The organism is Streptomyces sp. NBC_00459 (assembly GCF_036013955.1).
Classification (GTDB): Bacteria; Actinomycetota; Actinomycetes; order Streptomycetales; family Streptomycetaceae; genus Streptomyces.
This window is the reverse complement of the sequence record NZ_CP107903.1, coordinates 9,299,310-9,321,838: the sequence shown is the minus strand read 5'-3', so window position 1 is coordinate 9,321,838 and position 22,529 is coordinate 9,299,310. Positions and strand designations below refer to the sequence as shown.

At 70.4% G+C, this 22,529-nt stretch carries 21 protein-coding genes; 11 read left to right on the top strand and 10 right to left on the bottom strand.

Translation table 11 applies throughout. The annotated features are described in order from the left end of the window. Positions 1 to 226: 226 nt before the first annotated feature. Positions 227 to 1,591, top strand: a complete 1,365-nt coding sequence (locus tag OHN74_RS40870) for an FAD-dependent oxidoreductase (protein ID WP_327699619.1) — start codon at positions 227 to 229, stop codon at positions 1,589 to 1,591. Between the two features lie 64 nt (positions 1,592 to 1,655). Here the strand turns inward: OHN74_RS40870 and OHN74_RS40865 are convergent, their stop codons facing one another. Beyond that, a complete protein-coding gene (locus OHN74_RS40865; RefSeq protein ID WP_327699618.1) occupies positions 1,656 to 1,997 on the bottom strand; it encodes a YkvA family protein in 342 nt (113 codons plus the stop codon). Between the two features lie 495 nt (positions 1,998 to 2,492). Between OHN74_RS40865 and OHN74_RS40860 the strand changes: the two genes are divergently transcribed. Both OHN74_RS40860 and OHN74_RS40855 read left to right on the top strand, forming a co-directional pair. After that, entirely contained in the window at positions 2,493 to 2,927 is a 435-nt protein-coding gene (locus tag OHN74_RS40860; protein WP_327699617.1) for a DUF485 domain-containing protein, read from the top strand. Beyond that, entirely contained in the window at positions 2,921 to 4,525 is a 1,605-nt protein-coding gene (locus OHN74_RS40855) for a solute symporter family protein (RefSeq protein WP_327699616.1), read from the top strand. The genes OHN74_RS40860 and OHN74_RS40855 overlap by 7 nt, the downstream gene beginning before the upstream one ends. A gap of 52 nt (positions 4,526 to 4,577) precedes the next feature. Here OHN74_RS40855 and OHN74_RS40850 read toward each other — a convergent pair whose 3' ends face one another. The 4 genes from OHN74_RS40850 to OHN74_RS40835 all read right to left on the bottom strand — a co-directional run bounded on the left by OHN74_RS40850 (position 4,578) and on the right by OHN74_RS40835 (position 8,391). Beyond that, the gene (locus tag OHN74_RS40850) at positions 4,578 to 5,207 is read right to left on the bottom strand and encodes a DUF6629 family protein (RefSeq protein ID WP_327700440.1); all 630 of its coding nucleotides are present in this window, start codon (positions 5,205 to 5,207) and stop codon (positions 4,578 to 4,580) included. 98 nt (positions 5,208 to 5,305) lie between these two features. Next, the gene (locus tag OHN74_RS40845; RefSeq protein ID WP_327699615.1) at positions 5,306 to 6,133 is read right to left on the bottom strand and encodes a methyltransferase domain-containing protein; all 828 of its coding nucleotides are present in this window, start codon (positions 6,131 to 6,133) and stop codon (positions 5,306 to 5,308) included. Between the two features lie 46 nt (positions 6,134 to 6,179). Next, positions 6,180 to 6,563: a DUF6479 family protein gene (locus OHN74_RS40840; protein WP_327699614.1), complete on the bottom strand. Its 384-nt coding sequence runs from the start codon at positions 6,561 to 6,563 to the stop codon at positions 6,180 to 6,182. A gap of 298 nt (positions 6,564 to 6,861) precedes the next feature. Then, positions 6,862 to 8,391: a helix-turn-helix domain-containing protein gene (locus OHN74_RS40835; RefSeq protein ID WP_327699613.1), complete on the bottom strand. Its 1,530-nt coding sequence runs from the start codon at positions 8,389 to 8,391 to the stop codon at positions 6,862 to 6,864. Positions 8,392 to 8,532: 141 nt separating this feature from the next. Between OHN74_RS40835 and OHN74_RS40830 the strand changes: the two genes are divergently transcribed. Both OHN74_RS40830 and OHN74_RS40825 read left to right on the top strand, forming a co-directional pair. Continuing rightward, on the top strand, positions 8,533 to 9,153 hold the full coding sequence (locus OHN74_RS40830) for an L-threonylcarbamoyladenylate synthase (protein ID WP_164312012.1): 621 nt from the start codon (positions 8,533 to 8,535) through the stop codon (positions 9,151 to 9,153). A gap of 169 nt (positions 9,154 to 9,322) precedes the next feature. Beyond that, a complete protein-coding gene (locus tag OHN74_RS40825) occupies positions 9,323 to 9,529 on the top strand; it encodes a hypothetical protein (protein ID WP_327699612.1) in 207 nt (68 codons plus the stop codon). A 121-nt stretch (positions 9,530 to 9,650) separates the two neighbouring features. On the opposite strand, the gene OHN74_RS40820 is transcribed toward OHN74_RS40825, so the two are convergent. The 3 genes from OHN74_RS40820 to OHN74_RS40810 all read right to left on the bottom strand — a co-directional run bounded on the left by OHN74_RS40820 (position 9,651) and on the right by OHN74_RS40810 (position 13,797). Beyond that, complete coding sequence (locus tag OHN74_RS40820) at positions 9,651 to 11,567, bottom strand: DUF2264 domain-containing protein (RefSeq protein WP_327699611.1); 1,917 nt, start codon at positions 11,565 to 11,567, stop codon at positions 9,651 to 9,653. Next, positions 11,564 to 12,595, bottom strand: a complete 1,032-nt coding sequence (locus tag OHN74_RS40815) for a hydroxyacid dehydrogenase (RefSeq protein WP_327699610.1) — start codon at positions 12,593 to 12,595, stop codon at positions 11,564 to 11,566. Before OHN74_RS40815 ends, OHN74_RS40820 begins: the two co-directional genes overlap by 4 nt. 71 nt (positions 12,596 to 12,666) lie before the next feature. Continuing rightward, positions 12,667 to 13,797 carry a substrate-binding domain-containing protein gene (locus tag OHN74_RS40810; RefSeq protein ID WP_327699609.1) on the bottom strand — a complete coding sequence of 377 codons (1,131 nt, stop codon included), beginning with the start codon at positions 13,795 to 13,797 and terminating at the stop codon, positions 12,667 to 12,669. A 269-nt stretch (positions 13,798 to 14,066) separates the two neighbouring features. Here OHN74_RS40810 and OHN74_RS40805 point away from each other — a divergent pair, with 269 nt between their 5' ends. Genes OHN74_RS40805 through OHN74_RS40795 form a run of 3 tightly spaced genes read left to right on the top strand, consistent with a single transcriptional unit; the run spans position 14,067 to position 17,599 of the window. Next, positions 14,067 to 14,948 (top strand): MHYT domain-containing protein, encoded by an 882-nt coding sequence (locus OHN74_RS40805; RefSeq protein ID WP_327699608.1) that lies wholly within the window; start codon positions 14,067 to 14,069, stop codon positions 14,946 to 14,948. Positions 14,949 to 14,968: 20 nt separating this feature from the next. Then, the gene (locus OHN74_RS40800) at positions 14,969 to 16,537 is read left to right on the top strand and encodes a metallophosphoesterase family protein (protein ID WP_327699607.1); all 1,569 of its coding nucleotides are present in this window, start codon (positions 14,969 to 14,971) and stop codon (positions 16,535 to 16,537) included. Between the two features lie 30 nt (positions 16,538 to 16,567). Beyond that, positions 16,568 to 17,599, top strand: coding sequence for an LLM class flavin-dependent oxidoreductase (locus tag OHN74_RS40795; protein WP_327699606.1), 1,032 nt, complete (start codon positions 16,568 to 16,570; stop codon positions 17,597 to 17,599). Between the two features lie 16 nt (positions 17,600 to 17,615). Here the strand turns inward: OHN74_RS40795 and OHN74_RS40790 are convergent, their stop codons facing one another. Together OHN74_RS40790 and OHN74_RS40785 are read right to left on the bottom strand one after the other, a co-directional pair. Then, on the bottom strand, positions 17,616 to 18,617 hold the full coding sequence (locus OHN74_RS40790) for a TauD/TfdA dioxygenase family protein (protein WP_327699605.1): 1,002 nt from the start codon (positions 18,615 to 18,617) through the stop codon (positions 17,616 to 17,618). Between the two features lie 404 nt (positions 18,618 to 19,021). Beyond that, positions 19,022 to 19,810: an IclR family transcriptional regulator gene (locus OHN74_RS40785; RefSeq protein WP_327699604.1), complete on the bottom strand. Its 789-nt coding sequence runs from the start codon at positions 19,808 to 19,810 to the stop codon at positions 19,022 to 19,024. A 210-nt stretch (positions 19,811 to 20,020) separates the two neighbouring features. On the opposite strand from OHN74_RS40785, the gene OHN74_RS40780 reads away from it, so the two are divergent. From OHN74_RS40780 to OHN74_RS40770, 3 genes are all read left to right on the top strand, one after another. After that, entirely contained in the window at positions 20,021 to 20,839 is an 819-nt protein-coding gene (locus OHN74_RS40780) for an AraC family transcriptional regulator (RefSeq protein WP_327699603.1), read from the top strand. Between the two features lie 463 nt (positions 20,840 to 21,302). After that, on the top strand, positions 21,303 to 21,569 hold the full coding sequence (locus OHN74_RS40775; RefSeq protein WP_327699602.1) for an acyl carrier protein: 267 nt from the start codon (positions 21,303 to 21,305) through the stop codon (positions 21,567 to 21,569). Continuing rightward, entirely contained in the window at positions 21,553 to 22,434 is an 882-nt protein-coding gene (locus tag OHN74_RS40770) for a thioesterase domain-containing protein (protein WP_327699601.1), read from the top strand. Before OHN74_RS40775 ends, OHN74_RS40770 begins: the two co-directional genes overlap by 17 nt. The last annotated feature ends 95 nt before the right edge of the window (positions 22,435 to 22,529 follow it).

The window sequence follows — 22,529 nt, the reverse complement described above, 5'->3', positions numbered from 1 at the left end:
TTCGGCATGGAAAGATCCCCAGTCCCATACGCAGGCGGACGCACCGGCGTTCAAGCACAACGCGGATTCATAGGAACCTCTAAGGAAACAAGGTCCCCGAGAGGGTCCACGAGGCCCATAAGTCCACTTTATGAGCTCATAACCCTGACCCCCGTACCAGCTTAGGCTTGCCTTAGTTTAGGCTTCTTTCGAAGATCTCTTGTCATCACTCGAAGGGAACCTGATCATGCCTCGCCCTCTGCGGGTGGCCATTGTCGGAGCCGGCCCCGCCGGGATCTACGCCGCCGACGCGTTGCTCAAGTCCGCAGTGGCCGCGGAGCCCGGCGTGTCCATCGACCTCTTCGAGCGGATGCCGGCCCCGTTCGGGCTGATCCGGTACGGCGTCGCCCCCGACCACCCCCGCATCAAGGGCATCATCACGGCCCTGCACCAGGTGCTCGACAAGCCGCAGATCCGCCTCTTCGGCAATGTCGACTACCCGGGCGACATCAACCTGGACGATCTGCGCGCCTTCTACGACGCGGTGATCTTCTCCACGGGGGCCACGGCCGACCGCTCCCTCGACATACCCGGCGTCGACCTGAACGGCTCCTACGGCGCCGCCGACTTCGTCTCCTGGTACGACGGACACCCGGACGTGCCGCGCACATGGCCCCTCGACGCGGAGAAGGTCGCGGTCCTCGGGGTCGGCAACGTCGCGCTCGACGTGGCGCGGATTCTCGCCAAGACGGCGGACGAACTGCTGCCGACCGAGATCCCGCCGAACGTCCACGACGGACTCAAGGCCAACAAGGCGCTCGAGGTCCACGTCTTCGGCCGTCGTGGCCCGGCGCAGGCCAAGTTCAGCCCGATGGAGCTGCGCGAGCTGGACCACTCCCCCAACATCGAGGTCATCGTCGACCCCGAGGACATCGACTACGACGACGGCTCGATCGCGACCCGGCGCGGCAACAAGCAGGCCGACATGGTCGCCAAGACCCTGGAGAACTGGGCCATCCGCGACACCGGCGACCGCCCGCACAAGCTGTTCCTGCACTTCTTCGAGTCGCCCACCGAGATCCTCGGCGAGGACGGCAGGGTCGTCGGCCTGCGCACCGAGCGCACCGCCCTCGACGGCACCGGCAACGTCAAGGGCACCGGCACCTTCAAGGACTGGGACGTGAGCGCGGTCTACCGTGCCGTGGGCTACCTGTCCGACAAGCTGCCCAAGCTGCCCTGGGACGTCGAGTCGGGCACCGTCCCCGATCAGGGCGGCCGGGTGATCGAGGAGACCGGCGAGCACCTCACGTCGATGTACGTCACCGGCTGGATCAGGCGCGGCCCCGTCGGGCTCATCGGGCACACGAAGGGCGACGCCAACGAGACCGTCGCCAATCTGCTGGCCGACTACGCGGACGGCCGTCTGCCCGAGCCGGCTTCGCCCGCACCGGAGGCCGTGGACGCGTTCCTCGGCGAGCGGGACGTCCGCTTCACCACGTGGGAGGGCTGGCACCGCCTGGACGCCGCGGAGAAGGCCCTGGGAGAGCCCCAGGGACGCGAGCGCGTGAAGCTCGTCGAGCGCGAGGACATGCTCCGGGCCAGCGAGGCGTAAGCGGGGCCACAGCAGCAAGAGGGCTCGGCTCGCGGTATACCGCGAGCCGAGCCCTCTTCGTCCCTCACCCGGATTTGTCCAGGCGGCCGACCGGATCCGGGCGGCCGGTCGGCACGGCATCGGCCTGTCCTCCGATGCCGAACTCCCGCGCCTGGTTACGCATGCTGCGCAGCGCCAGGAGAAGTACGCCGATGTCGTCGAGGTAGACGGGATCGGGCACGAGGTCGACCGGGAGCACCAGGTAGGCAACCGCACCCCAGAAGACCCAGCGCGAGCCCGTCGGCAGGCCCGCGCGGCGGAGATCCCGGCGGGTGCGGACCAGCCGAACCAGCACTGTCGCCGCCACGGCCAGCACGGCCGCCGCCAGGACCGCGACGATCACCATCACAGTCGTGGTGGAATCCATCACCCCTCCGCTGTTCCGCGCATGCCCTGCTTCGGCCTTCCTGCCCTTCGGCTACCCCTTCACCACGTCTCCACACCGCGGCCTCGACACCTGTCCCGCACAGCACATTTGAGACAGTCCGAGGTGGGGATAGTACAGACCTTGTCCAGCCGCGGCGGATTCCCGCAGGTTGCGCCGGATCACAAAGCGCCCACGAAGAGCGCGAATGAGCCAGTACTCAATAGTAATTCACAGCGAGTTGATTGTTCCTGAACGCCGCTGCCATAATCCGCTTCCTGACCCGTCGTCACCCCCGGCGGGCCCTCCGAGGGCTGACACAAAACCCCCTGATGCTCCGCGCCGGAATTCACTCGGCGATACGTCCGGATTCACGATTCCCCCACCAAGTGCGCACAAGAACGGGACTCCGGCTTTTTCCGTCATTCTGGCGAGTTGGAGGATCGACGGCTCGGAAGAGTTGGATGCGCGACATAATGCAGCGAAGAAGGTGCGTTTATGTCCAATTATTTCACGCGGCCGGACGAGCCGCCCGCACACAGCCCGAAGTACACCGAACCCACTCCGGTACGGGCGATCCACAGCCATCCTGAATTTCAGTCGATGCGGAAGGGGTACCGCCGCTTCGCGGCCACGTCGACGGCGCTCTCCGTCGGCGGGTTCCTTCTGTACGTCCTGTTGTCGAACTTCGCACCCGGCATCATGAATCAGGCCCTCGCAGGTCACTTCACCCTCGGACTCGCGCTCGGACTGGGGCAGTTCCTCGTGATGGTGGTGACCGCCTGGCGCTATGTACTGCGCATGCGCACCAGCTTCGATCCGGTCGCCCGCGGGCTGCGCGCCCAGTTGGAGCAGCCGCGCACCGGGCAGCACCGTCCGGCCGAGCAGGCCGGCGCCCGTCCGCGGAGCGCGAGGGAGTACCGCACATGGTGACCATCGGTGCCGGTGTCGTCGACCCGTTCAGCCGGCAGCTGACCTTCGTACTGTTCCTGTCGGTCGTCGTGGTCACGCTGTTCGCCGCGCTCCTGATCGCCCCGCAGCGCGACGAGGTCGGCGAGTTCTATCTCGGCAACCGGGAGATGTCGCCGCTGCGCAACGGGCTGGCGATGTGCGGGGACTACCTCTCGGCCGCGACCCTGCTGGGCAGTACCGGGCTGGTCGCCCTCACCGGGTACGACGGGCTTCTGTACCTGTGCGGCACGACGGTCGCCTGGATGATGGTGATCCTGGTGATCGCCGAACCGCTGCGCAACTCCGGCAGGTTCACCCTCGGGGACACCCTGGCGCTGCGGCTGCCCCAGGGCGGACGGGCGGTCCGGCTCGCGCTCGCCATCTGCACCCTGACCATCTGCTGTCTCTACCTGGTGGCCCAACTCGTGGGCAGTGTAGCCCTGTTGACCCAGTTCACCGGCGTACCCAGCACCACCACCCGCACCTTGTGCGTCGTCGTCATCGGCACCATCGTCATCGTGTACGCGTCGCTCGGCGGTATGCCCGGCGCGACGTTCATCCAGATCGTCAAGGCCGTGATGCTCATATCGGGCGTCGCCGTCACGGCCGTCATGGTGCTGCACCGCTTCGACTGGAACTTCGACGCTCTGCTGGCGGCCGCCACCGAGAACAGCGGCATCGGCCAGCGGTTCCTGGAGCCCGGCCTGCGCTACGGCGCCAGCACCACGAGCAAACTCGACTTCCTCAGCCTCCAGTTGGCCATCGTGCTCGGTCTCGCCGCACTCCCCCACGTGATGATGCGGCTGCTCGCCCCACGCTCCACCAACGTCCTGCGCTCCTCGGTCGTGTGGGCCGCGGGTCTGGTCGGCTTCGTCTGTCTGGCCGCCGGCATCCTCGGCCTCGGCGCCACCGCCCTCGTGGGCCGCGACTCCATCATCGACACCGACCCGAAGGGCGACGCCGCCGTCCTGCTGCTGGCACAGTCCATCGGCGGGGGGATACTCACCGCACTCCTGTCCTGCCTGGCCTTCGTCACGCTGCTCGCGGTCGCGGCCGGTCTCACCCTCGCGGCGGCCTCGTCCCTGGCCCACGATCTGTACGGCGAGGTCATCCGCAAGGGGCGCGCCACCCAGGCCGAGGAACTGGGCGTGGCCCGGCTGGCCGCGGTCCTCATCGGCGTGCTGGGCATGGGGCTGGCCCTGCTGTCGTGGGAGACCAACGTCTCGACGCTCGCCTTCCTCGCCTTCGCCATCGCCGCGTCCGCCCTGCTGCCCACGCTCCTCTACAGCCTGTTCTGGCGCCGCTTCAACTCGCGGGGCGCGCTGCTCAGCCTGTGCGGAGGGCTCATCTGCTCGGTGCTTCTGGTGGTGTTCTCGCCGGTGGTCTCGTCGACCTCCTCCTCCATCTACCCGTCGGCGGACTTCGCCTGGTTCCCGCTGCAGAACCCCGGCATCGTCTCCATCCCGGCCGGCTTCTTCCTCGGCTGGCTCGGCACAGTACTGACACACCGTCAGGAGACTTCCTCGTACGAGGAGTTCGAGGTCCGCGCGCTCGTCGGAGCCGGCGCCGACAACGAGTAGGGCGTACGGCTCACAGGGCACTGACGGGACCGGCTCCCCGGGGCCGGTCCCGTCAGTGCCGTGACAGCGGGCGTCCGCGTGCCCAGCCCAGCAGGACCAGGGAGCAGAGCGCGGCGAGCGCGCACCAGGTCGACACGAACTCCAGCCGCCACAACGCCCAGCACAGCGGAGCACCCGCCCCGGCCAGGAGTCCGAACAGCACCAGCCGGCGGTCGCCGGACAGAAGCAGTGAGCCGACCGTGGCGAGCAGATAGCCCGCGATGAGCGGTCCGGAGTGGGACAGGTGGATGCCGTATCCGACCGTGTGGCCGCGGATGTCCGCCGTCACCCGGTGCGTCGCCAGGTTGTAGGCGAGTGCCGCGCTCGTCACGCTGCCCACGGCCAGCGGCAGCAGGAGGCGGTGTCTCGCGCTCCCGGGTGCCGCGCACAGGACGGCCGCCGGCACCCACAGGGCGAGGAGCGGGAGGGCGATGACGGCCCAGACCGTGATCGCCCGGCCGGTTCCGCCGTCCGCGCGCCAGACGAGGGACTCGACGATCTGGTGGGCACCGAGGAGCAGCGGCAGCGCGGCCAGCGGCAGATCCCGGCCCCTGCCCGCCCGGGTCACCGCTGTCACACTGGCCACGCCGACAGCGGCGATGCCCACGCCCGCCACCAGATCAGCCGTCGCACTCCAGCACATCACGCCGCCACAGGGTCCGTCGTCGCGTCCTCGGCCTCACAGCGGACCACGACACGACTCCGGCCGCATGCCGGGCGCCGACGGACTCCCGGGGCAGGTCAGGTGGGGCGGTGCGCCACCACGGCGAACATCGTCACCGACATGTGCAGCGCGCCCCGCTCCGCGGCCTCGGTCAGCGCCGCGTACAGGCCCTCGCGCTGCTCCTCGGTCATCAGTCCGCGCCGCACGGTCGACTCGCCCATCATGCGGACCAGGGGCCAGGGCACCGCCTTGTTGTCCTGGAGCAGCGCCTGCGAGCCCTGGTCGTCGATGACCAGCCCCGCGGCGGACAGCTGGTCCGGGAGCCGGCGTCCGGAGTACGGGTTCGCCGCCGCGGCCAGGGTTCCCGCCAGGAGGGCGGCCACCGCGTCGGGATCACCGGGGTGCAGGAGGGCGGTGGCCCAGTCCGAGTCGATGAGCACCACGCGTCCGCCGGGGCACAGGACCCGCGCGATCTCACCGACGGCCCTGTCCGGTTCGGACAGGTGTTGCAGGACCCGTTCGCACCAGACCACGTCCACCGTGGCGTCGGGCAGCGGGAGGGCGAGCGCGTCGCCGTCCAGGAAGCGGGCCGTGCTGCCGGCCGCCGCCGCCCGTCGCTCGGCGACCTCGCGCAGCGCCGGGTTCGCCTCGATGCCCACGGTGTCGCCGGTTGGACCGACGGCTGCCGCCAGGGCCAGGGTCTGCGATCCCGTGCCACTGCCCACGTCGATCACCTGTTCGCCCGGCCACGGGTCCAGGGCGCTCTGCGCCCAGACGCGAAGCCGTCGTACGCCGTCGGCCCCGTCCTGCGCGTCCAGGCCCGCCACGAGCCGTCCGACGTCCGCCGTGGAGAAGTTGCGCGCGTGGAACTCCGAGGTGGGCCGCGTGTGTGGTGTTTGCCCCATGCGGCCCACTCTATGAGGCCGGGTCAGGCACGGGCCGGCAGAGGAGTCACTTCCGACCCGAGCCGCCGCTGCCGAAGGAACCGCTGTTGCCGGGCGACCACCGGGGGCGGGTCTGGTCCTCGCCGCGTTTCGTGCCGGCGGAATCGAGGTTGTGCGGCCTGAGCCGCTCGCTCTCCTCCGAGGTGTGCGGCACCTCGTTGGGCTCGCGCATCTCCCGCTCCTCGTGCACCGGCCCGGTCTCCGGCAGCCTGGGCTGCTCCTCCGGGCCGGGCGGGGGCGACTCCGCCTCCTTGGTCTTCACTCCCAGCCGGACGGCCCAGATCAGCAGGGCCACCACGATCAGGCCACCGGCGAAGGCGGCGATCACATTGAGTACGTCGCTCGATGCGGCGAGCACCTGTCCCGCGTCTGCTGCTTCTGCCGTGTTCATGGCCGCCGAGTGCCCCGGAACCGGTCGGCTACTCGCACCACCCACCTGCGGCGGCCACGAGCCGGCTGCCGGAAAGACGCGGGCGCGGGGTACGGCCGGACCCCCGTGCCGGCCGCGCCCCCCGCGCCCGCGGGCCCACAGGGCCGGTGTTCCCGGCCAGGCACCACGTCGTCGGCCCCGGAGCTCAGGCACACCTCCGAGGGAGGTGCACATACCGGAGCACCGGCGTCCAGATGAAGCTACGCGCGTCCGGGCACGGTGTGTATCTCGCCGATGCCCTCTCTTGTACGCGGGGGACTCACTCGTGCACAGTCCCGTCCGGATGGTCCCGCTTCGCCCGGCCGACAGCGGGTTCGCCGAGGTCACCGAGCGCCAGATGGGCGAGGACGACCTCGTACAGGTCGCTGCCGCCGGCCAGGAGCTGGCGTTCGAGGACGGGCTCCGCGCTGCGTACGTGGTCGCGGACGGTCTGCGCGTGGATGCCGAGCACCTGTGCGGTGCGTTCCGCGTTGCCACCGGCGGCGATCCAGGTGAGGACCGTCCGCCGCAGGTCCCGGGTGTCCGCGGTGAGGCGTCCGAGGAGGCTGTCCGCCCAGGCCAACAGCGGCTCCGTGCGCAGCAGTTCGGTCAGCCCGGCCGGCGGAGCCACGGGCGGGCGGGGCCCGTCCGGGACCGCGGCCTGGGTGTTCAGGGCCAGTTGGACGGCGGCTCGGGTGGTGAGGTCCGAGAAGTCGGCGTCGAGCAGTCCTTCCACACGTTCCATCCGGGCGCGCACGGTGTTGCGGCTGACGCCGAGGATGATCGCCGTCTTGACGGCGGTGAACGAGAATCCGAGGCGGGTGGTGGCGAGGAGTTCGGCGCGGGTGTGGTGGGGCAGGTCGTCGAGCGGGCTCAGCAGCCGGTCCGCCCAGCCGCGCAGTGCCGCCGGGTTCATCAGCCGCTCGGGATGCGTGCGTTCGGCGTACACGGCGGCCCTGTCCGGGCGGAAACGGGCCACGGCGAGGGCGCTGACGGCCTGTCCGTACGCCGTGGCGGTCTGAGCCAGACCGTGGCGGACGCTGCCGCCGATGAAGGTGTCGGGGCGCTCCCCGACGACCGAACGGAGTTCCGCACCGGCCTTGTCCTGGCCCCGGTCGATGGGCGCCACGACGATCAGATGCTCGTCCACGGCCGGGCAGCGGACGATCAGCGCGTGCCCTTCCGCCGCCTCCTGACAGTCCTCGGCCAGGTCGTCGCGTTGCGCGGCGTGGCCTTCCACCACGTAGACACAGGCGGTGTCGGTGTCGAACAGGCCCGGCCAGAGACCGGCGGCGACTCGGCGGGCCGCGATGATGTCACCCACCATGAGCAGCTGGAGGATGGCGAGCCTGAGGTCGGCGGTCGCCCTGTCGAGCCGGCGTTCGGCGCTGATCGTCTCGCGTTCCCGCAGGAGCAGTTCGAGCACCCAGACGGTCCGGGCAACGATGTCGGTGGCACGCCGGTCGAAGGGCTGGGCGCGGGACACCGCGAGCACCCCCTTGGTGACCGGGTGTCCGAGTCCGGCCAGCCGGACATGGCGTCCCTCTGCGTGCACCGCCGCGGAAGCGATTCTGCCGGTGGACACGTCCGTCATCAGGCCGTCGTCCGCCGGTAGCCGGGTGCCGGCGAGGAGGGCACCGGTCTCGTCCTGGAGGGACGCCTCCGCCTCGATGGTTCCGGCGAGCCAGGTGACCACCCTGCCGAGGTCCCGGGCGGCCGGCCGCAGATGGTCGAGGAGTTCGTCCGCCCAGTCACCGGACCCTCTGTCGGCCACGCCGTCGTGTCCGACGCCGGCCCCACTGCCTGGCACGACCGCTCTCCCCTGGTCGATCACGTCCCATACCGCATCACGGTCCGGAATTTACCTCACCGACAGGTGCGAGCCGCTCACCGTCCGGTCGCTGGTACGGGCCTGCGCGGGTTCGGTGACGCGACGGCATAAGCTCGTTGGATGGCAAGGTACTTCGACGTCCATCCCGACAACCCGCAGCCCCGCACGATCAGTCAGGTCGCCGACAGCATCCGCTCCGGCGCGCTGATCGCATATCCGACGGACTCGTGCTTCGCGCTGGGGTGCCAGCTCGGCAGCCGTGACGGGATCGACCGTATCCGGTCGATCAGACAGCTCGACGACCGTCACCACTTCACCCTCGTGTGCCAGAACTTCGCGCAGCTCGGCCAGTTCGTGCAGGTCGACAACGACGTGTTCCGGGCCGTGAAGGCCTCCACACCGGGCAGCTACACGTTCATCCTCCCGGCGACGCGCGAGGTGCCGCGCAAGCTCCTGCACCCGAAGAAGAAGACCGTCGGCGTGCGGATCCCGGATCACGCGGTCGTGCAGGCGCTCCTGGCCGAGCTGGGCGAACCGCTGCTGTCCAGCACGCTGCTGCTTCCCGACGAGAAGGAGCCGCTCACCCAGGGCTGGGAGATCAAGGAGCGGCTCGACCATGTCGTGGACGCGGTCGTCGACTCCGGGGACTGCGGCACGGAGCCGACGACCGTCATCGACTTCTCCAGCGGCGAGGCCGAGATCGTGCGCCGCGGCGCGGGAGACACGTCACGGTTCGAGTGAGGGCCCCTTCCGCCCCGGGGAAACGCTCTGACGTCGTTGTCCGAGGCACACCGGGACGCCGGGTGCGGGCCGGATCGTCACCGGCGCCGTGGAGGAGGCCGGTGCGGGGTGCGCGTGGGGGCGTGGGGTGTGCATGGTGGTAGGAGGTCCGGTCGAGCAAGGAGACGTCATGCCGATCCAGCACTCCGATTCGCCCTCTCCCTCCGACGACACCACGACCCCCGACGTCCTGCTGCACACCGGTGCGGAGCACGGGGCGTCCGCCGAGGACCTGGTGCTCGCGGCGGGCCGTGACCTCACTCCGCGCAACCTGGCCTGGGCTGAGCGCAAGCTGGCCGAGGAGGGACCCGCGGCGCTGGACAAGCTGTTGCCGTGACGGCCGGCTGTCCGGGCGTCCCGGGTGACCGGCCCGTCGTCCGCGGACCGGTGGGGGCTGGTCGCGCCCCCACCGGCGGAGCCGCAGATCGACACAGCCCCGCGCCGCGCCCCCGCCGGGGCTAGCCGTGCCGCACGGTCAGCGGCTCGAAGGTGATCCTTGTGCGGGCCCCGTCCTCGGCCCAGTGCACCTCGACCGCCGTGTCGGTCACCTCTGCGCCGGAGACGACCCGCTCGGGCACGAGGGGTTCCGGGTCGGCCGTCAGGGTCGCCAGGGCAACGTGGAGCGAGGTGCCGGACGCCTCGCCGGTGAGGCGGGGGACGAGGGCCCAGCGGGTGTAGGCGGTGCCCTGCGGGGCCCGTGCCTCCTCCTCGTCGGGGGTCCACCCGTACAGGCCGTGCAGCGCGGACCTCACCTCCTCCTCGGGGCCCGTCGCCCAGCCCGTGTGCGTGACGCGTGCCCCGGCCGGCGCGCCGATCACGCGGTGGACGCGCAGTTCGTGGCGGCCCCGTACCACCGTGACACTCTCCACCTTCAGCCCCGGCACCATGGGCGGCCCGGCGGTGAAGACGGGCCGGTGCCAGGACGCGGCCCAGCCCCAGCCGTCCCCGTGGCCCGCGCCCAGCGGGTGGATACGGCGGCGCACACTGCCCCGGCCGCCGATCTCCACGGAGAGGTGGTTGTCGGCGATGTTGGCGAGGGCGGTCGGACCCGAGTGCGTCGAGTAGGCCTGCCGGCCGTAGTGCGGGTCGTCCTGGGCCGCGGTCTCGCCCTCGTGCGGACGGACGTGGTCACTGCCGTGGTTGTGCAGCCGTACGATCCCGTCCGCGCGCGTCGACTGCACCAGCAGCCCCGGTGCGGGCAGGGCGAGCACCCGGTCGCCCTCCTCGACCGGCGCCGGCTCCTCCCTGGCCGTCCACAGGGGGGCGTCGGCGGGGGCGAGCAGGGACACGAAGGCCTTCGAGGCCCAGTACGGGGACGCGGGGCCCGAATAGGTCTGGAGCGTGGCCTGGTGCGGGCCGTGCCAGCCGAGGGTCAGCAGGCCGTCCTCGGCCAGGGCGCCCCGGTCCAGGAAGTGGCGGAGGCTGCCGTTGATCAGGCGTCGGCTCGTGCCCGGGGTGAGCGGGGTGTGGCCGGTGAGGGCGCCCAGGCCGACGGCGGCGGAAGCGGCGAAGCGGTACGACAGGGACCGGCCGAAGTGGATCGGGGCCCCGTCTGCGCCGAACATGAGCGCGAAGCCTTCGAGGTGTTCGCGCAGGCGGGGACCGTAGAGGGCGGACGTTTCCCGGTCGTCGCCGAGGTGGGCGTCGAGTACCGGGTACAGGTGCAGTGCCCAGCCGTTGTAGTGGTCGAAGGCCCGGCCGTCGCCGTCGGCGTACCAGCCGTCGCCCCGGTACCAGGTCTCCATCAGCTCCAGCGCCCGCTCACGCGCCCTGGCCGTCTCGGTGTCGCCGCGCCCCACGGACTCCAGGAACCCGGCGACCGTGTAGGGGAAGAGGTACCAGTTGTTCGGCGCGGGCGAGTGCCGCAGCGAGCCTCGCAGCCACTCCTCCGCCCGGTCCTGTACGGCGGAGTCGAGCCGTTTCCACAGCCAGGGCGCCGTCAGCCTGAGGCCGAGGGCCACGGAGGCCGACTCGACCATCGGCTGACCCTGCACGTCGTGGTCGAGGATGAGCGGCCAGGACTCGGTGTCCGCGCGGCCCGGGGTGAGGGTGCCCGCCGTGAGGCCCTGGGCGTACCGGTCGAGCCAGCCGTGCGGGTCGTCGCCGCCCGCCCCCGCGACGCGGAAGGCGGCGGCGAGGAAGGTGCGGGCGTAACCTTCGAGCCCGTCGGAGCGCACTCCCGAATACGACGGGGTGCCGGGCAGGTCGAGCAGCGCGCCGCCGGGGGTGCTCCAGCGCCACGCGGCAGCCAGCAGCCCGTCCGCCACGGCCTCCCAGTGGGCCCGGGTGTACCCGGTGTGCGGGCTCGACTCGCGGTCCTCGGGCGGGAGTTCGAAGGGGATGCCCCTGCTGCTGATACGGGTCGTGCTGCTCATGCGAGGAAGGCCAGCCTTTCGCGTCGTACGGGATGGCGGAATCCCGCGCCGGAAGCCCAGTGTTCCGTCTCGGCGACGGCGAGATCGGCCAGGCGGCGCCACTCGTTGCCCTCGGAACCGGCGAGGTGGGGGGTGAGGAGTGCGTCGGGGCAGTTCCACAACGGGTGTTCGGGCGGAAGGACTTCGGGGTCGGTGACGTCGAGGACGGCGCGGATGCGGCGCTCACTGACGGCGTCGGTGAGCGCGTCCTGGTCGACGACACCTCCCCGGGCGGTGTTGATGAAGACGGCGCCGGGGCGCATGGCGTCCAGCAGGGCGCGGCTCACCAGGCCCCGGGTGGCGGGAAGCAGCGGGGTGTGCAGGCTGACGGTGTCGGAGCGGGCGAACAGGGCGTCCAACTCGACGCGCTCCACACCGAGTTCGGCCACGTCGGCATCGGTGACGAAGGGGTCGTACAGAAGGACGTCGAAGTCGTGGGGGCGCAGCAGTTCGATGACGCGGCGGCCGATCAGGGACGCGGAGACGATGCCCACGGTCCGACGGTAGTTGCCGATCGTGCGGGAGGTGAGCAGCCAGTTGTCGCGGGTGCGGGTGGTGGAGTAGGCGTGGGCCCGTTCCAGGACCTGTTTGCCGGTGAGCAGGATCATCGCGAGGGTGTACTCGGCGACCGGCAGGGCGTTGGCGGCGGCGGCGGACGACACCTCGATGCCGCGCTCCCAGCAGGCGTCGGTGACATGCGGCCGGACACTGCCGGCCGTGTGCACGACCGCCCGCAGCCGGGGCGCCGCCGCGAGTGCGTCGGCGTCCAGTGCGGGGCAGCCCCAGCCGGTGACGAGGAGGTCGACGTCGGTGAGGATCTCGCGTGCGCGCTCCGTGCCGAAGTCGTCGAGGACAGGCAGTGGGGCGAGGTCGCAGACGGCGGCGAGGGCCGTCAGCGAGGCGGGGTCGAGGACGGCGGTCGCGGCGTCCTGGGACATGGCGAGAGCGGCACGGGGTCGGAAGCCGGGGCCCGGCGAGGACACGGTCATACGGGGAATCCTGATCGGCGCAAAGAAAACGGTCAAGAGAACGATCAGAAGAAAACAAAGCGATCAAACGCTCATTCAACGCCGGGCGGGGACACCGAGGAGGCCGGCGCCCGTGTCGACCCTCGCACCTTCAGCTCCGGCAGCAGCTCGATCCGCCGCGCCGGCCCTGCCCCGCTGCCGCGCGGGTCACGCAGCCGGTGCAGGAGCAGTTCGGCGGCGGCCCGGCCGACCTCGCCCTTGGGCGGGGACACGGCGGTGAGGGGGGTACTGCCGAGGGCGGCCACGACATCGTCGTACGCGACGACCGAGCAGTCCTCCGGCACCCGGACGCCGTGCGCGGCCAGGTCCTGGACCAGCATCAGCGCGTCCACGTCGCCGTGCAGCACGCATGCCGTGGCGTCCAGCTCGCGCAGCACGCCGGGCAGGTCGACACCCGGACGGTCCGTGCCGGCCATGTGGTCGGGGCCCGCGTCGGGGGAGCTGAGCGTGAGGACCCAGGCGTCGAGCTCCGGACGGGCTCCGGCGATCTCGGCGAGGGCGGCGCGCAGGGCCCTCGCGGTGGGACTGTCGTCGCGGGTGGCGAAGACGATCCTGCGGTGGCCCAGAGCGGTCAGGTGCGCCACGGCGAGATGGGCGCCGTACCAGTGGTCGGTACAGACGGAGTCCAGAGCGTGCAGCGCGCTGCCGGGGCGCGGTCTGCGCTCCATCAGGACGGTCGGCACACCGAGCCCGCACAGCCACTTCGCGTCGGCCTCCTCGGCGGCGAGGGACCGCCAGCGGGGGGCGATCAGCACTCCCCGCGCACCGTCCGCCAACGCCCGCTCCACCAGGGGCTGTTCGGCGCCGGCGACCTGCGGGGCGATGTGCAGGGCGATGCGTACGCCGGCATCCTCCAGGACGGGGCGGGCGCCGTGCAGCGTCTCGTAGAGGTAGGAGTGGCGGGCCGGGACGACCAGGACGACGGTGTCGCCGTCCCCGGATGCGGCGACCGGCTCGGGACGGGCGTCCGGTGCGGGGAGGGTGGAGCGGGCGACGCCGTGGCCGCGCCGGAGTCTGCCCTCGCGCGCGAGTTCCTCCACGTCCCGGCGGACGGTGACCACCGAGACCTCCAGCTCGGCGGCGAGATCGGTCACCCGGGCCGCGCCACGCGCCTGCACGGCGGCCAGGATCCGCTGCCGCCTCAGTTCGACCGGCTCGCGCATACCGTTCGCTCCCTCATGTCCGGGTGTATCGGCTACCCGTGCACCGGAATGTTCGTTTGAACGCTTTGGCGCAGCATAGCGATCACCAGGCTGAACGGCAGCATCACCACCGGAACCAGGGATTCCGGCCGAGTCCCATCCCTTTTCGACCGATCTTGACCATCAGTCAAACGAAATTCACCAAGTACCTGCGGTAACTGCTTGCTTTGTTCGCACTTGACGCGAGAATTTCACCCCTCAACATGTTGCACCTCGGGGGGATTTGGCATATGCAAGGAACAATTGACGGATTCAGTTACGGGTTCGTCACACCCGTGGCCGCCTACATCATGGCCTGCCTGGGAAGCGCCCTGGGGCTGCGCTGCGTGGTCAGATCGCTGCTCAACCAGGACTCGTGGAAGCCGGGTTGGCTGGCGCTGGGTGCGGCGGCCATCGGATGCGGAATCTGGACCATGCACTTCATCGCGATGATCGGGTTCCAGGTCGAGGAGACAGCGGTCCGGTACGACATCGGGCTGACGGTCACCAGCCTCGCCGTCGCGATCGTCGTCGTCGGTATCGGCGTGTTCGTCGTCGGCTATCGCGGCGCCACGCCCTCGGCGCTCTCCGCCGCCGGCATCGTGACCGGTCTCGGTGTCGCCGCGATGCACTACCTCGGGATGGCGGCGCTCCATCTGAACGGGACGATCCGCTACGACGCGATGACCGTGGGGCTCTCCGTGGTGATCGCCATCGTCGCCGCGACCGCCGCGCTGTGGGCGGCCGTGTCCATCCGGGGCTTCCTGACCAGTCTCGGGGCGAGCCTGGTGATGGGTGTGGCCGTCAGCGGTATGCACTACACCGGCATGGCCGCCGTCAGCGTGCATCTGCACGAGGCGTCCGGCAACACCTGGTCCGGTGACTCACCGACCTCGCTGCTGCTGCCGATGCTGATCGGGCCGGTGATCTTCCTGCTGCTGGCCTCGGTCGTGGTGATGTTCGACCCGCTGCTGGTACTGGGCGACGGGGAGTGGGGCGGAAAGGGTCCCCGCCGACAGCCCGGTCAGCAGGTGGCGCAGATACCGAAGCAGGCGTCGGTCCAGGACACGGGACGCCCCTCTCCCCGCTGGCAGCGGACCCCGGCCCCGACCCGGACGGATCTTCGCCTGTAGGGCATTGCTACGGTGCCCCGATGGTCGACTCTTCACGCACCCACTCCTCTCGCGACACGGCGGAGGGTGCCGGCTGGGGCCTCGAAGACCCGGGCGCCTACCGGGAGTTGATGCCGGGTCGGGTCGAGAAGCTCTCATGGGTCAACCCCCGGACGCTGTGGCCCGCCCGAAACGGTGTGCTGGCCTCCTGGTTCGGTGACCCCACGGGTCGTACCCGCAGCCGCTGGACCGAGCAACGGACAGCCGCGGGCGCTCCCGCCGACAAGGTGATCCGGCGCAGCGACCTGGACCGCTTCTCCTTCATGGTCATCGGCGACACCGGCGAGGGTGACGCGCCGCAGTACGCCGTCGTCCCAGGCTTCCTGACGGTGAGTCAGGACACGGCGTTCACCGTGCTCACCAGTGACGTGATCTACCCCGTCGGGGCGACCGACGACTACGGCACCAAGTTCTTCCGTCCCTACCAGGACTACCCGGCGCCCATCTACGCGATACCGGGCAACCACGACTGGTACGAGGACCTGAACGGTTTCATGCGCGTGTTCTGCGACGCCCCGCCCCTCCCGGCGGACCCCGCGCCCCGCCCGCTCACCCCTGCCTGGCTGCGCTCGCTGCTGTGGCACAGGCCGAGCGCCGTCGACGAGCAACGCCTCGCCGAGGCGGGCAAGTTGCGCTCGGCACCCGCCCAACAGGCGGTCCAGCCCGGCCCGTACTGGGCGATCGACGCCGGAACCGTGCGCGTCATCGGCATCGACACCGGTCTGCTGGGCACGCTCGACGCCGAGCAGGGCCGCTGGCTGAGGGAGGTCTCCGCGGGGCCGGTCCCGAAGATCCTGGTCACCGGGTCGCCCCTGTACGTGGACGGCGAGCACCACCCCTGCCCGATCGAGGGCGGCGGCACGGTCGACGACCTGGTCCGCGATCCGGAGCGGAACTTCGTGGCCGCGATAGGCGGCGACATCCACAACTACCAGCGCTATCCGGTGAGCGTGCCCGGCCGCGTCGGCCAAACCAACCGGACCGGCCGGACCGTCCAGTACATAGTCTCGGGCGGGGGCGGTGCGTTCATGCACGCCACCCACACCATCGAGCGCGTCTCCGTCGCCGACGTCACCGAGGACGACTTCCGCTGCTATCCGTTGCGCGGCGACTCCCTGGCCTTCTACAGCCGGATCTACGGCCGACGCCTGCACCTGCGCCGCTTCTTCACCCTCACCGAGGCCGAGGCGACGGCCGTGATCGCCGAGCGCCTGGGCATCCGGCCGACGCGCACCCCGGGCGATCCCGTCCGACTCACCTGGCGCATCCGGCTGGTCGCCGGCCTGCTGGGCACGGCCCGCCGTCCCGGCCGCAAGCGGCGGCTGCGGCTCCCGGTCCGGAAGGTGTACACACAGCTGTTCTCCCCCGGTTCGGCGACGTACAGCCCGCCGTTCTTCAAGAGCTTCCTGCGTCTCGACGTGTCCCCCGAGGAGGTCCGGCTGCGCTGCTTCTCCGCGACCGGCAAGCTCAGGCAGGAGCTGGATCCGCCGGTCGAGGACGAGGTGGTCATTCCGCTGACCTGGCCGGCTGGCACAATCGACGAAGCGTGAACGTCCGTACGACGATCGATGGAGGAGCCCGTGCCGACCCCCTCACAGCCGCTGCGCAAACTGGGCTTCCTCACCATCGGACTGTTCGACGGGGACGATCCGCGAGCGGGGCACGAGTCGACGCTGGAGATCATCGAGCTGGGTGAGCAACTCGGCTTCGACAGCGCCTGGCTGCGCCACCGCCATCTCCAGTACGGGATCTCCTCCCCCGTTGCCGTCCTCGCGGCGGCCTCGCAGCGCACCCGCCGTATCGAACTGGGCACCGCGGTCACCCCGTTGGGCTGGGAGAACCCGCTGCGCCTGGCGGAGGACTGGGCGACCGTCGACATCCTCTCCGGGGGCCGGCTCAACCCGGGTCTGAGTGTGGGCCCGCCGATGAACTACGACCACGTCAAGGGCGCCCTGTACCCGGACACGGCGGACGCCGAGGACTTCAGCTACCAGCGGGTCGAGCGGCTGCTGGACCACGTACGCGGGAAGGCGGCCAGCGACTTCAGCGGGGTGCAGGGGTTCGAGGTGTTCTCCGACCGGGTGCAGCCGCACTCCCCGGGGCTCGGAAGCCGGCTGTGGTACGGCGGCGGGAGTGTGCGCTCGGCCCGGTGGGCCGGTGAGCACGGGATGAACTTCCTGACCAGCAGTGTCGTCAAGGCCGAAGGGGACGACGAGGCGCCGGACTTCGCCGAGATCCAGCTCGCGGGCGTCCGGGCCTTCCGCGCCCACCACCCGGACGGGGACCGGGCCCGGGTCTCCCAGGGTCTCGTCGTGATCCCCACCGACAGCGCCTCGCCCGAGCAGCGCGCGAAGTACGAGGAGTACGCGGCGAAGCGGCTGCCACGGACCGCGGCCCCACAGGGTCCGGCGCGGCTGATGTTCGCGCCGGACCTCGTCGGCACGTCGGCCGAGATCGCCGAACGCCTCTACGCGCACGTCGCGTTCCAGGAGATCGACGAGGTGGCCTTCGCGCTGCCGTTCACCTTCGGCCACGAGGACTACGTCCAGATCCTCACGGACATCGCGACCCGGCTCGGTCCCGCGCTGGGCTGGCGGCCGGCCACCGGCTGAGGACCCTCCGGAGTTCTCACCACCGCCCGGGTTCGGTACCGGTGACCGGCTCCGACGGCCTGCCGTCCACGCCGGCCGGGATGTCGCCGGTCAGCATCACGCGGTGCATGACCCGGGGGTGGCCGAGGTGGGCGTTGTCGCCGGGGGCCAGGTGGATGGTGGCCCGGTTGTCCCAGAAGGCCACGCTGCCGGGCTCCCAGCGGAAACGGACCGTGTACTCGGGCCTGGTCGCCTGTTCGAGGAGCATCTCCAGGAGCAGTCGGCTCTCCGCGCGGGAGACGTCCACGATCTGCTCCAGGTAGTAGCCGTTGACGAACAGCACCCGCTCCCCCGTCTCCGGGTGGACACGCACCAACGGGTGCACCGAGGCGACCTGGTGGTCCAGCAGGTGCCTGAGGTACGCGTCGTCGCCGGGCCGCGCCTGGTAGCCGACGCCGAGCCGGTGCTCGGCCCTGAGGCCGTCCACGAACTCCCGTACGGGCGCGGAGAGTCCGGCGTACGCGGCGGCCAGGTTGGACCAGGTGGTGTCACCTCCGTACGGGGGTACGGTCTCGGCGCGCAGGATCGTCGCGGCGGGCGGGTCGACACGGGCGCCGTGGTCGCAGTGCCAGCCGCGCAGCAGCGAGTGGCGGCGCCGCTCCAGCCACTCGGCGTGCTCCATGCCGTAGCGCCCGCCCAGTTCCAGCCGGTCGGCGGTCGTCTCGATCTCGGGGAAGTCTCGCGGTGAGGCGCCGCCGCGCCGGCCGAGGACGACCGGCTCGCCGAACCGGCGCGCGAAGGCGATGTGCCCGGCGTGGTCCAGCCGCTGACCGCGGAAGAACACCACCTTCCAGCGCAGGACGGCTGCCCTGATCGCTGCCACCACGGCGCTGTCGAGGGGCTCGGTCAGGTCGACTCCCGAGATCTCGGCGCCGATGTGCCCCGCGACGGGCCCCACCTCCACTCCGGCGGCGTTCGCCTTTCCCACCTCCTGGGCGGTCGGCGGCACTTCGCCGTACGCGGTCCGGTCCGTCCTCATGCACGCTCCGATCGTGGGTCCGTCGTATCGGTCTCGCTGGTGAGCGTGCCAGTATTCGGCGGGCGTGGCGACCGGGCGTGGGGCTCAACCGGAAGCCGGTATGTCCACAGCCCCACGCACGCTTTCCCTGGGACCACTTGTCACGGCCCCGGGCGCGGGCTTCGGTTCCGGCGGGCAGTGCAGGAAGAGTGTGAAGATGTCCGCTGCCGCGTCCGATGCCCCGAGCCCGGTGACTTCGTTCGGCGGTTGTCCGCGTGCCGGCCCGACCCGGTGGGGCGGCATGTTCCTCCCTCTTCGGGAGGAACTCCTGCCCCCCGGTGGCGCAGTCGGAACGGCTGCGGGCCCGTCGGCGGATCGCGGCGGCGCCGGCGGCCGGGGGCGGGGCAGCGTGCCTGGTGCAGGGCCTACGCGCCCACGCCCGCCATCCGCCATCCTTCCGTCCGGTCGTGCTGGGAGACCGCCTCGGCCGTGGCCAGGACGAGCGGGGCCAGTCGGGTCGGCTGGAGCATGTTCAGCGGGGCCACGACGCCCACCGCCGCCACCACCGAGCCGCGCGCGTTGCGCACCGGGGCCGCGATCGCTCCCCGGCCCTCGCGCAGAGTGCTGCACACCATCGCGTAACCTTCGCGCCTTATCTTGCTCAGGTGATTCCGCAGTGTGGTGCCGTCGGTGATGGTGGCGGCGGTGTACGCGCGCAACGGGCCGGCGCAGATCTCGTCCTGCAGGACGACACCGGCGTTGGCCAGCAGGACCAGGCCGGTCGCGGTGACGTGCAGGGGAAGCCGGCAGCCGGGGTCGCCCCAGAAGGCCGTGAGACCGGGGTCGTTGGAGAGGAAGGACAGACAGACACTCTCCGTTCCGTCACGCAGGGCGAGGACGGCCGCTCCGCCGGACTGGCCCTGGAGGTCCACGAGGTGGGACTGCGCGGCGTCGGTCAGGCCCGAGTAGCGGGGGGCCAGCGTCGCCGTCTCCCACAGCCTCAGGCCGATGCTGTACCCGCCTTCCGCTCCTCGTTCCAGTGCGCCCCAGCCTTGGAGTTTGTTGACGATGCGATGGACTGTGGCGACCGGAAGACCGGAGCGCCGGCTGATGTCGCTCAGCGTCAGGGTGCGGTTGTCGCGGTCGAAGACGCCGAGGATGCTGAGCGTACGGTCGACAACCGAGCGCTCGGGGGCGCCTGGGTGGGTGGTCATCCCGTGAACTTCCCTTCACCTGCACATCATGTGGGGACAGTTACTCGTGCATACGCCAGAGTGATCTGGCAACGGGCGGCCACGCCTATCATTGATTTTTAAAGAAGCTTGAGAAAGGTCGATTCCGGAACGCTCATGGTCGATTTCGCTTCGTTACCGATCCCTGTGATCCCCTACACACCCGTCTGCAGACCCGGGGTCGGCTTGGCCGTGACCTCGCTCAGTGAGGTGCGCTCGAAGGTCGGCATGAGCTTCGCCACCTCGCCCCACCGGCTCGCATACCACCAGATCATGCTGATCGGGTCGGGAAGCGGAGACTTCACGATCGACTCCACGCGCTACTCGTGCCGGGTGGGCTCACTGCTGTGGATCCGGCCGAACCAGGTGATCCAGTTCACGTCGGCGACGAACATGGACGCTCAGCTCGTCATGTTCACCGAGACCTTCCCGCTGCGGCTGCGCGCCCCGATGGGAATGCTCGACGATGTCCTGCGCCCCTGCCACTGGCAGCTCCGCGACGACGAGCTGGCCGGCTTCAAACGGGTACTCGACCTGATGGAGGAGGAGTTCGCGCGGCCCGACCAGGGTCTCGGAGAGGACATCCTCAAACATCTGCTGGCGGTCGCCCTGATGTACATCGACCAGATGTGCCGCAGCCAGCACAGTGATCACAAGACGGGCGAATCCCCTTCCGGCGAGAACGGTGAGCTGTTCCTCCGTTTCCGCCGCGAGCTGGAGGCCTCCTACCGCACGACCCGGCTGGTCGAGGACTACGCCACCGCGCTCAACTGCACGCCCCGCACGCTGTCCCGGGCCTGCCGCATCGTCGCCGGCACCTCCACCAAGGACCTGATCGACGCCCGCGTCGCCCTGGAGGCGAAACGCCTGCTGGTCCACACGGATCTGCCCGTAGGGTCCATCGCCCGACAGCTCGGGTTCACCGAAGTCACGAACTTCGGCAAGTTCTTCGTGCGACGGGTGAATATGACACCTGGCACATTCCGGCGCGGCACCCATCCCCAGAATTAGCGCCAACCCCGCGGCCACCGAACAGGACTTCACTCGTCGGTAACATATTCCGCCTCCCGTTCTACGCCCGTAAACCACGATTTCTTTCCACTCTCCGGAAGAGTGGTTGTCCAAGATTCAGCGAGCTGGCAAGACTGTGGCCTGCGTGCTCCGGGCGGCCAATCCCGAACGCAGCTCCTTTCGTGCGGAGTGGCATGTCTGGACCAGAAGACCGGATTCCTACTACACCCGTCCACTGACGGGTTGTTCCGACGGGTTGTTCTCCGCCGCACGCGGTGAAGTAAGTCACAAAAAACGCTGCCGTCTATCTCGACCCGTTTCGTACCGGTCAGCCGATTGATGCCGGGTCGGAACAGTGCGCTCCCGAATCGGGCCATTGAGGACCCTTTCGAGCGGGAGCGTTCACCATCCACTCGCGCCCCGGATCCCCGACCGGGCGCGCCACAGGGAAGGACGACACACCATGGCCGTAGTGACCGCTCGCGAGGCCCAGGACTGGCTGATCGAGAAGATCGCCCACCGGATGGGCGTGACGACGGGCGAGATCTCGCCCGAGGTGTACTTCGACGAACTCGACCTCGACTCGACCGAGGCGTTGATCCTCGCCGGCGAGATGGAGAACTGGCTCGGCTTCGAGCTGAGCACGACGACCCTCTGGTACCACCCGACCGTCAAGGACCTGGCGGCCTACATAGCCGAGGAGTGCGGCCGTCGTGCGGCCACCGCGTAAGGGTCCGCCGCCGGTCGCCCGCCCCTTCCGCACCGCCACGTCCGGCGGCCACACGGTGTACGTCGTCCATCCGGGCGCCCTGGCCGTCCAGGTGTACGAGGGGCTCGCGAACGCGCTGCCGGACGGCACCGGGCTCACCGTGCTCGACCTGGGCGCGGTCCCCGAGTACGCGGACGCGGCACTCACCGGCGGCCGGGCCGCGACCACCGTGGAGGATCTGGCGGCCCTGCTGCTGGCCGCGCTGGAGCGGTCGCGTGAGGGCAACGGCGCCACTGTGCAAGGGAGTTGGAGCCTGGCCGGCTGGTCCTTCGGTGGGGTGCTCGCCCTGGCGATGACCGGGCTGATGTCCGCCGGACGACTGCCCGGGCGGCTGGTGCTCCTCGACAGCATCGCCCCCGTCGAGGAGTACAAGCAGCCCGACGACGCCCTCCGGCCGGATCTGCTGCTCAGCTGGTTCGCCATGTACCTGGGTGCCAAGCGGGGCCGTCCGGTGCCGCTCGACATGGACCGGCTGGCCGGGTGCGGGACCGACGAGGGGCTGACCGCCGTCCTCGACTCCGCGACCGCCACCGGGGCACTGCTGCCCGGCACCCCGCTGCCGGGTCTGCGCAAGCTCTACGACACCTACGTCGACGGCCTGCTGCGCAACAACCGGCTGACCGCTCCGCACCGCCCCGGTTCCGCCATGCTGCCCTTGCTGCTGGTGCAGGCGGAACGCAGCCTGGTCCCGGCCGACCCGACACTCGGCTGGCGCCCGCTCGCCCCGCACGGCCTCACCACGTACCGCTGTCCCGGCGACCACTACACGATGCTCGCCCACCCGGACTCCCTCAGCGTGATCGCACCGCTGCTCCAGGCGTCCTGACCGGTACCTTCCCGCCGTTTCACCTCTTTCCGTCGATCTCCCCTGTCCTTCTTCTCCTTCTTCTCCCCATTCTCCCTCTTTCTTCTCCTTCTCCT

Coding starts and splice junctions, on each gene's coding strand:
- OHN74_RS40785 (WP_327699604.1), bottom strand. CDS start 19,810: ATGACCACCCACCCAGGCGCCCCCGAGCGCTCGGTTGTCGACCGTACG.
- OHN74_RS40850 (WP_327700440.1), bottom strand. CDS start 5,207: ATGTGCTGGAGTGCGACGGCTGATCTGGTGGCGGGCGTGGGCATCGCC.
- OHN74_RS40845 (WP_327699615.1), bottom strand. CDS start 6,133: ATGGGGCAAACACCACACACGCGGCCCACCTCGGAGTTCCACGCGCGC.
- OHN74_RS40790 (WP_327699605.1), bottom strand. CDS start 18,617: ATGAGGACGGACCGGACCGCGTACGGCGAAGTGCCGCCGACCGCCCAG.
- OHN74_RS40820 (WP_327699611.1), bottom strand. CDS start 11,567: ATGAGCAGCACGACCCGTATCAGCAGCAGGGGCATCCCCTTCGAACTC.
- OHN74_RS40810 (WP_327699609.1), bottom strand. CDS start 13,797: ATGCGCGAGCCGGTCGAACTGAGGCGGCAGCGGATCCTGGCCGCCGTG.
- OHN74_RS40805 (WP_327699608.1), top strand. CDS start 14,067: ATGCAAGGAACAATTGACGGATTCAGTTACGGGTTCGTCACACCCGTG.
- OHN74_RS40815 (WP_327699610.1), bottom strand. CDS start 12,595: ATGACCGTGTCCTCGCCGGGCCCCGGCTTCCGACCCCGTGCCGCTCTC.
- OHN74_RS40775 (WP_327699602.1), top strand. CDS start 21,303: ATGGCCGTAGTGACCGCTCGCGAGGCCCAGGACTGGCTGATCGAGAAG.
- OHN74_RS40825 (WP_327699612.1), top strand. CDS start 9,323: ATGCCGATCCAGCACTCCGATTCGCCCTCTCCCTCCGACGACACCACG.
- OHN74_RS40855 (WP_327699616.1), top strand. CDS start 2,921: ATGGTGACCATCGGTGCCGGTGTCGTCGACCCGTTCAGCCGGCAGCTG.
- OHN74_RS40840 (WP_327699614.1), bottom strand. CDS start 6,563: ATGAACACGGCAGAAGCAGCAGACGCGGGACAGGTGCTCGCCGCATCG.
- OHN74_RS40860 (WP_327699617.1), top strand. CDS start 2,493: ATGTCCAATTATTTCACGCGGCCGGACGAGCCGCCCGCACACAGCCCG.
- OHN74_RS40830 (WP_164312012.1), top strand. CDS start 8,533: ATGGCAAGGTACTTCGACGTCCATCCCGACAACCCGCAGCCCCGCACG.
- OHN74_RS40865 (WP_327699618.1), bottom strand. CDS start 1,997: ATGGATTCCACCACGACTGTGATGGTGATCGTCGCGGTCCTGGCGGCG.
- OHN74_RS40800 (WP_327699607.1), top strand. CDS start 14,969: ATGGTCGACTCTTCACGCACCCACTCCTCTCGCGACACGGCGGAGGGT.
- OHN74_RS40870 (WP_327699619.1), top strand. CDS start 227: ATGCCTCGCCCTCTGCGGGTGGCCATTGTCGGAGCCGGCCCCGCCGGG.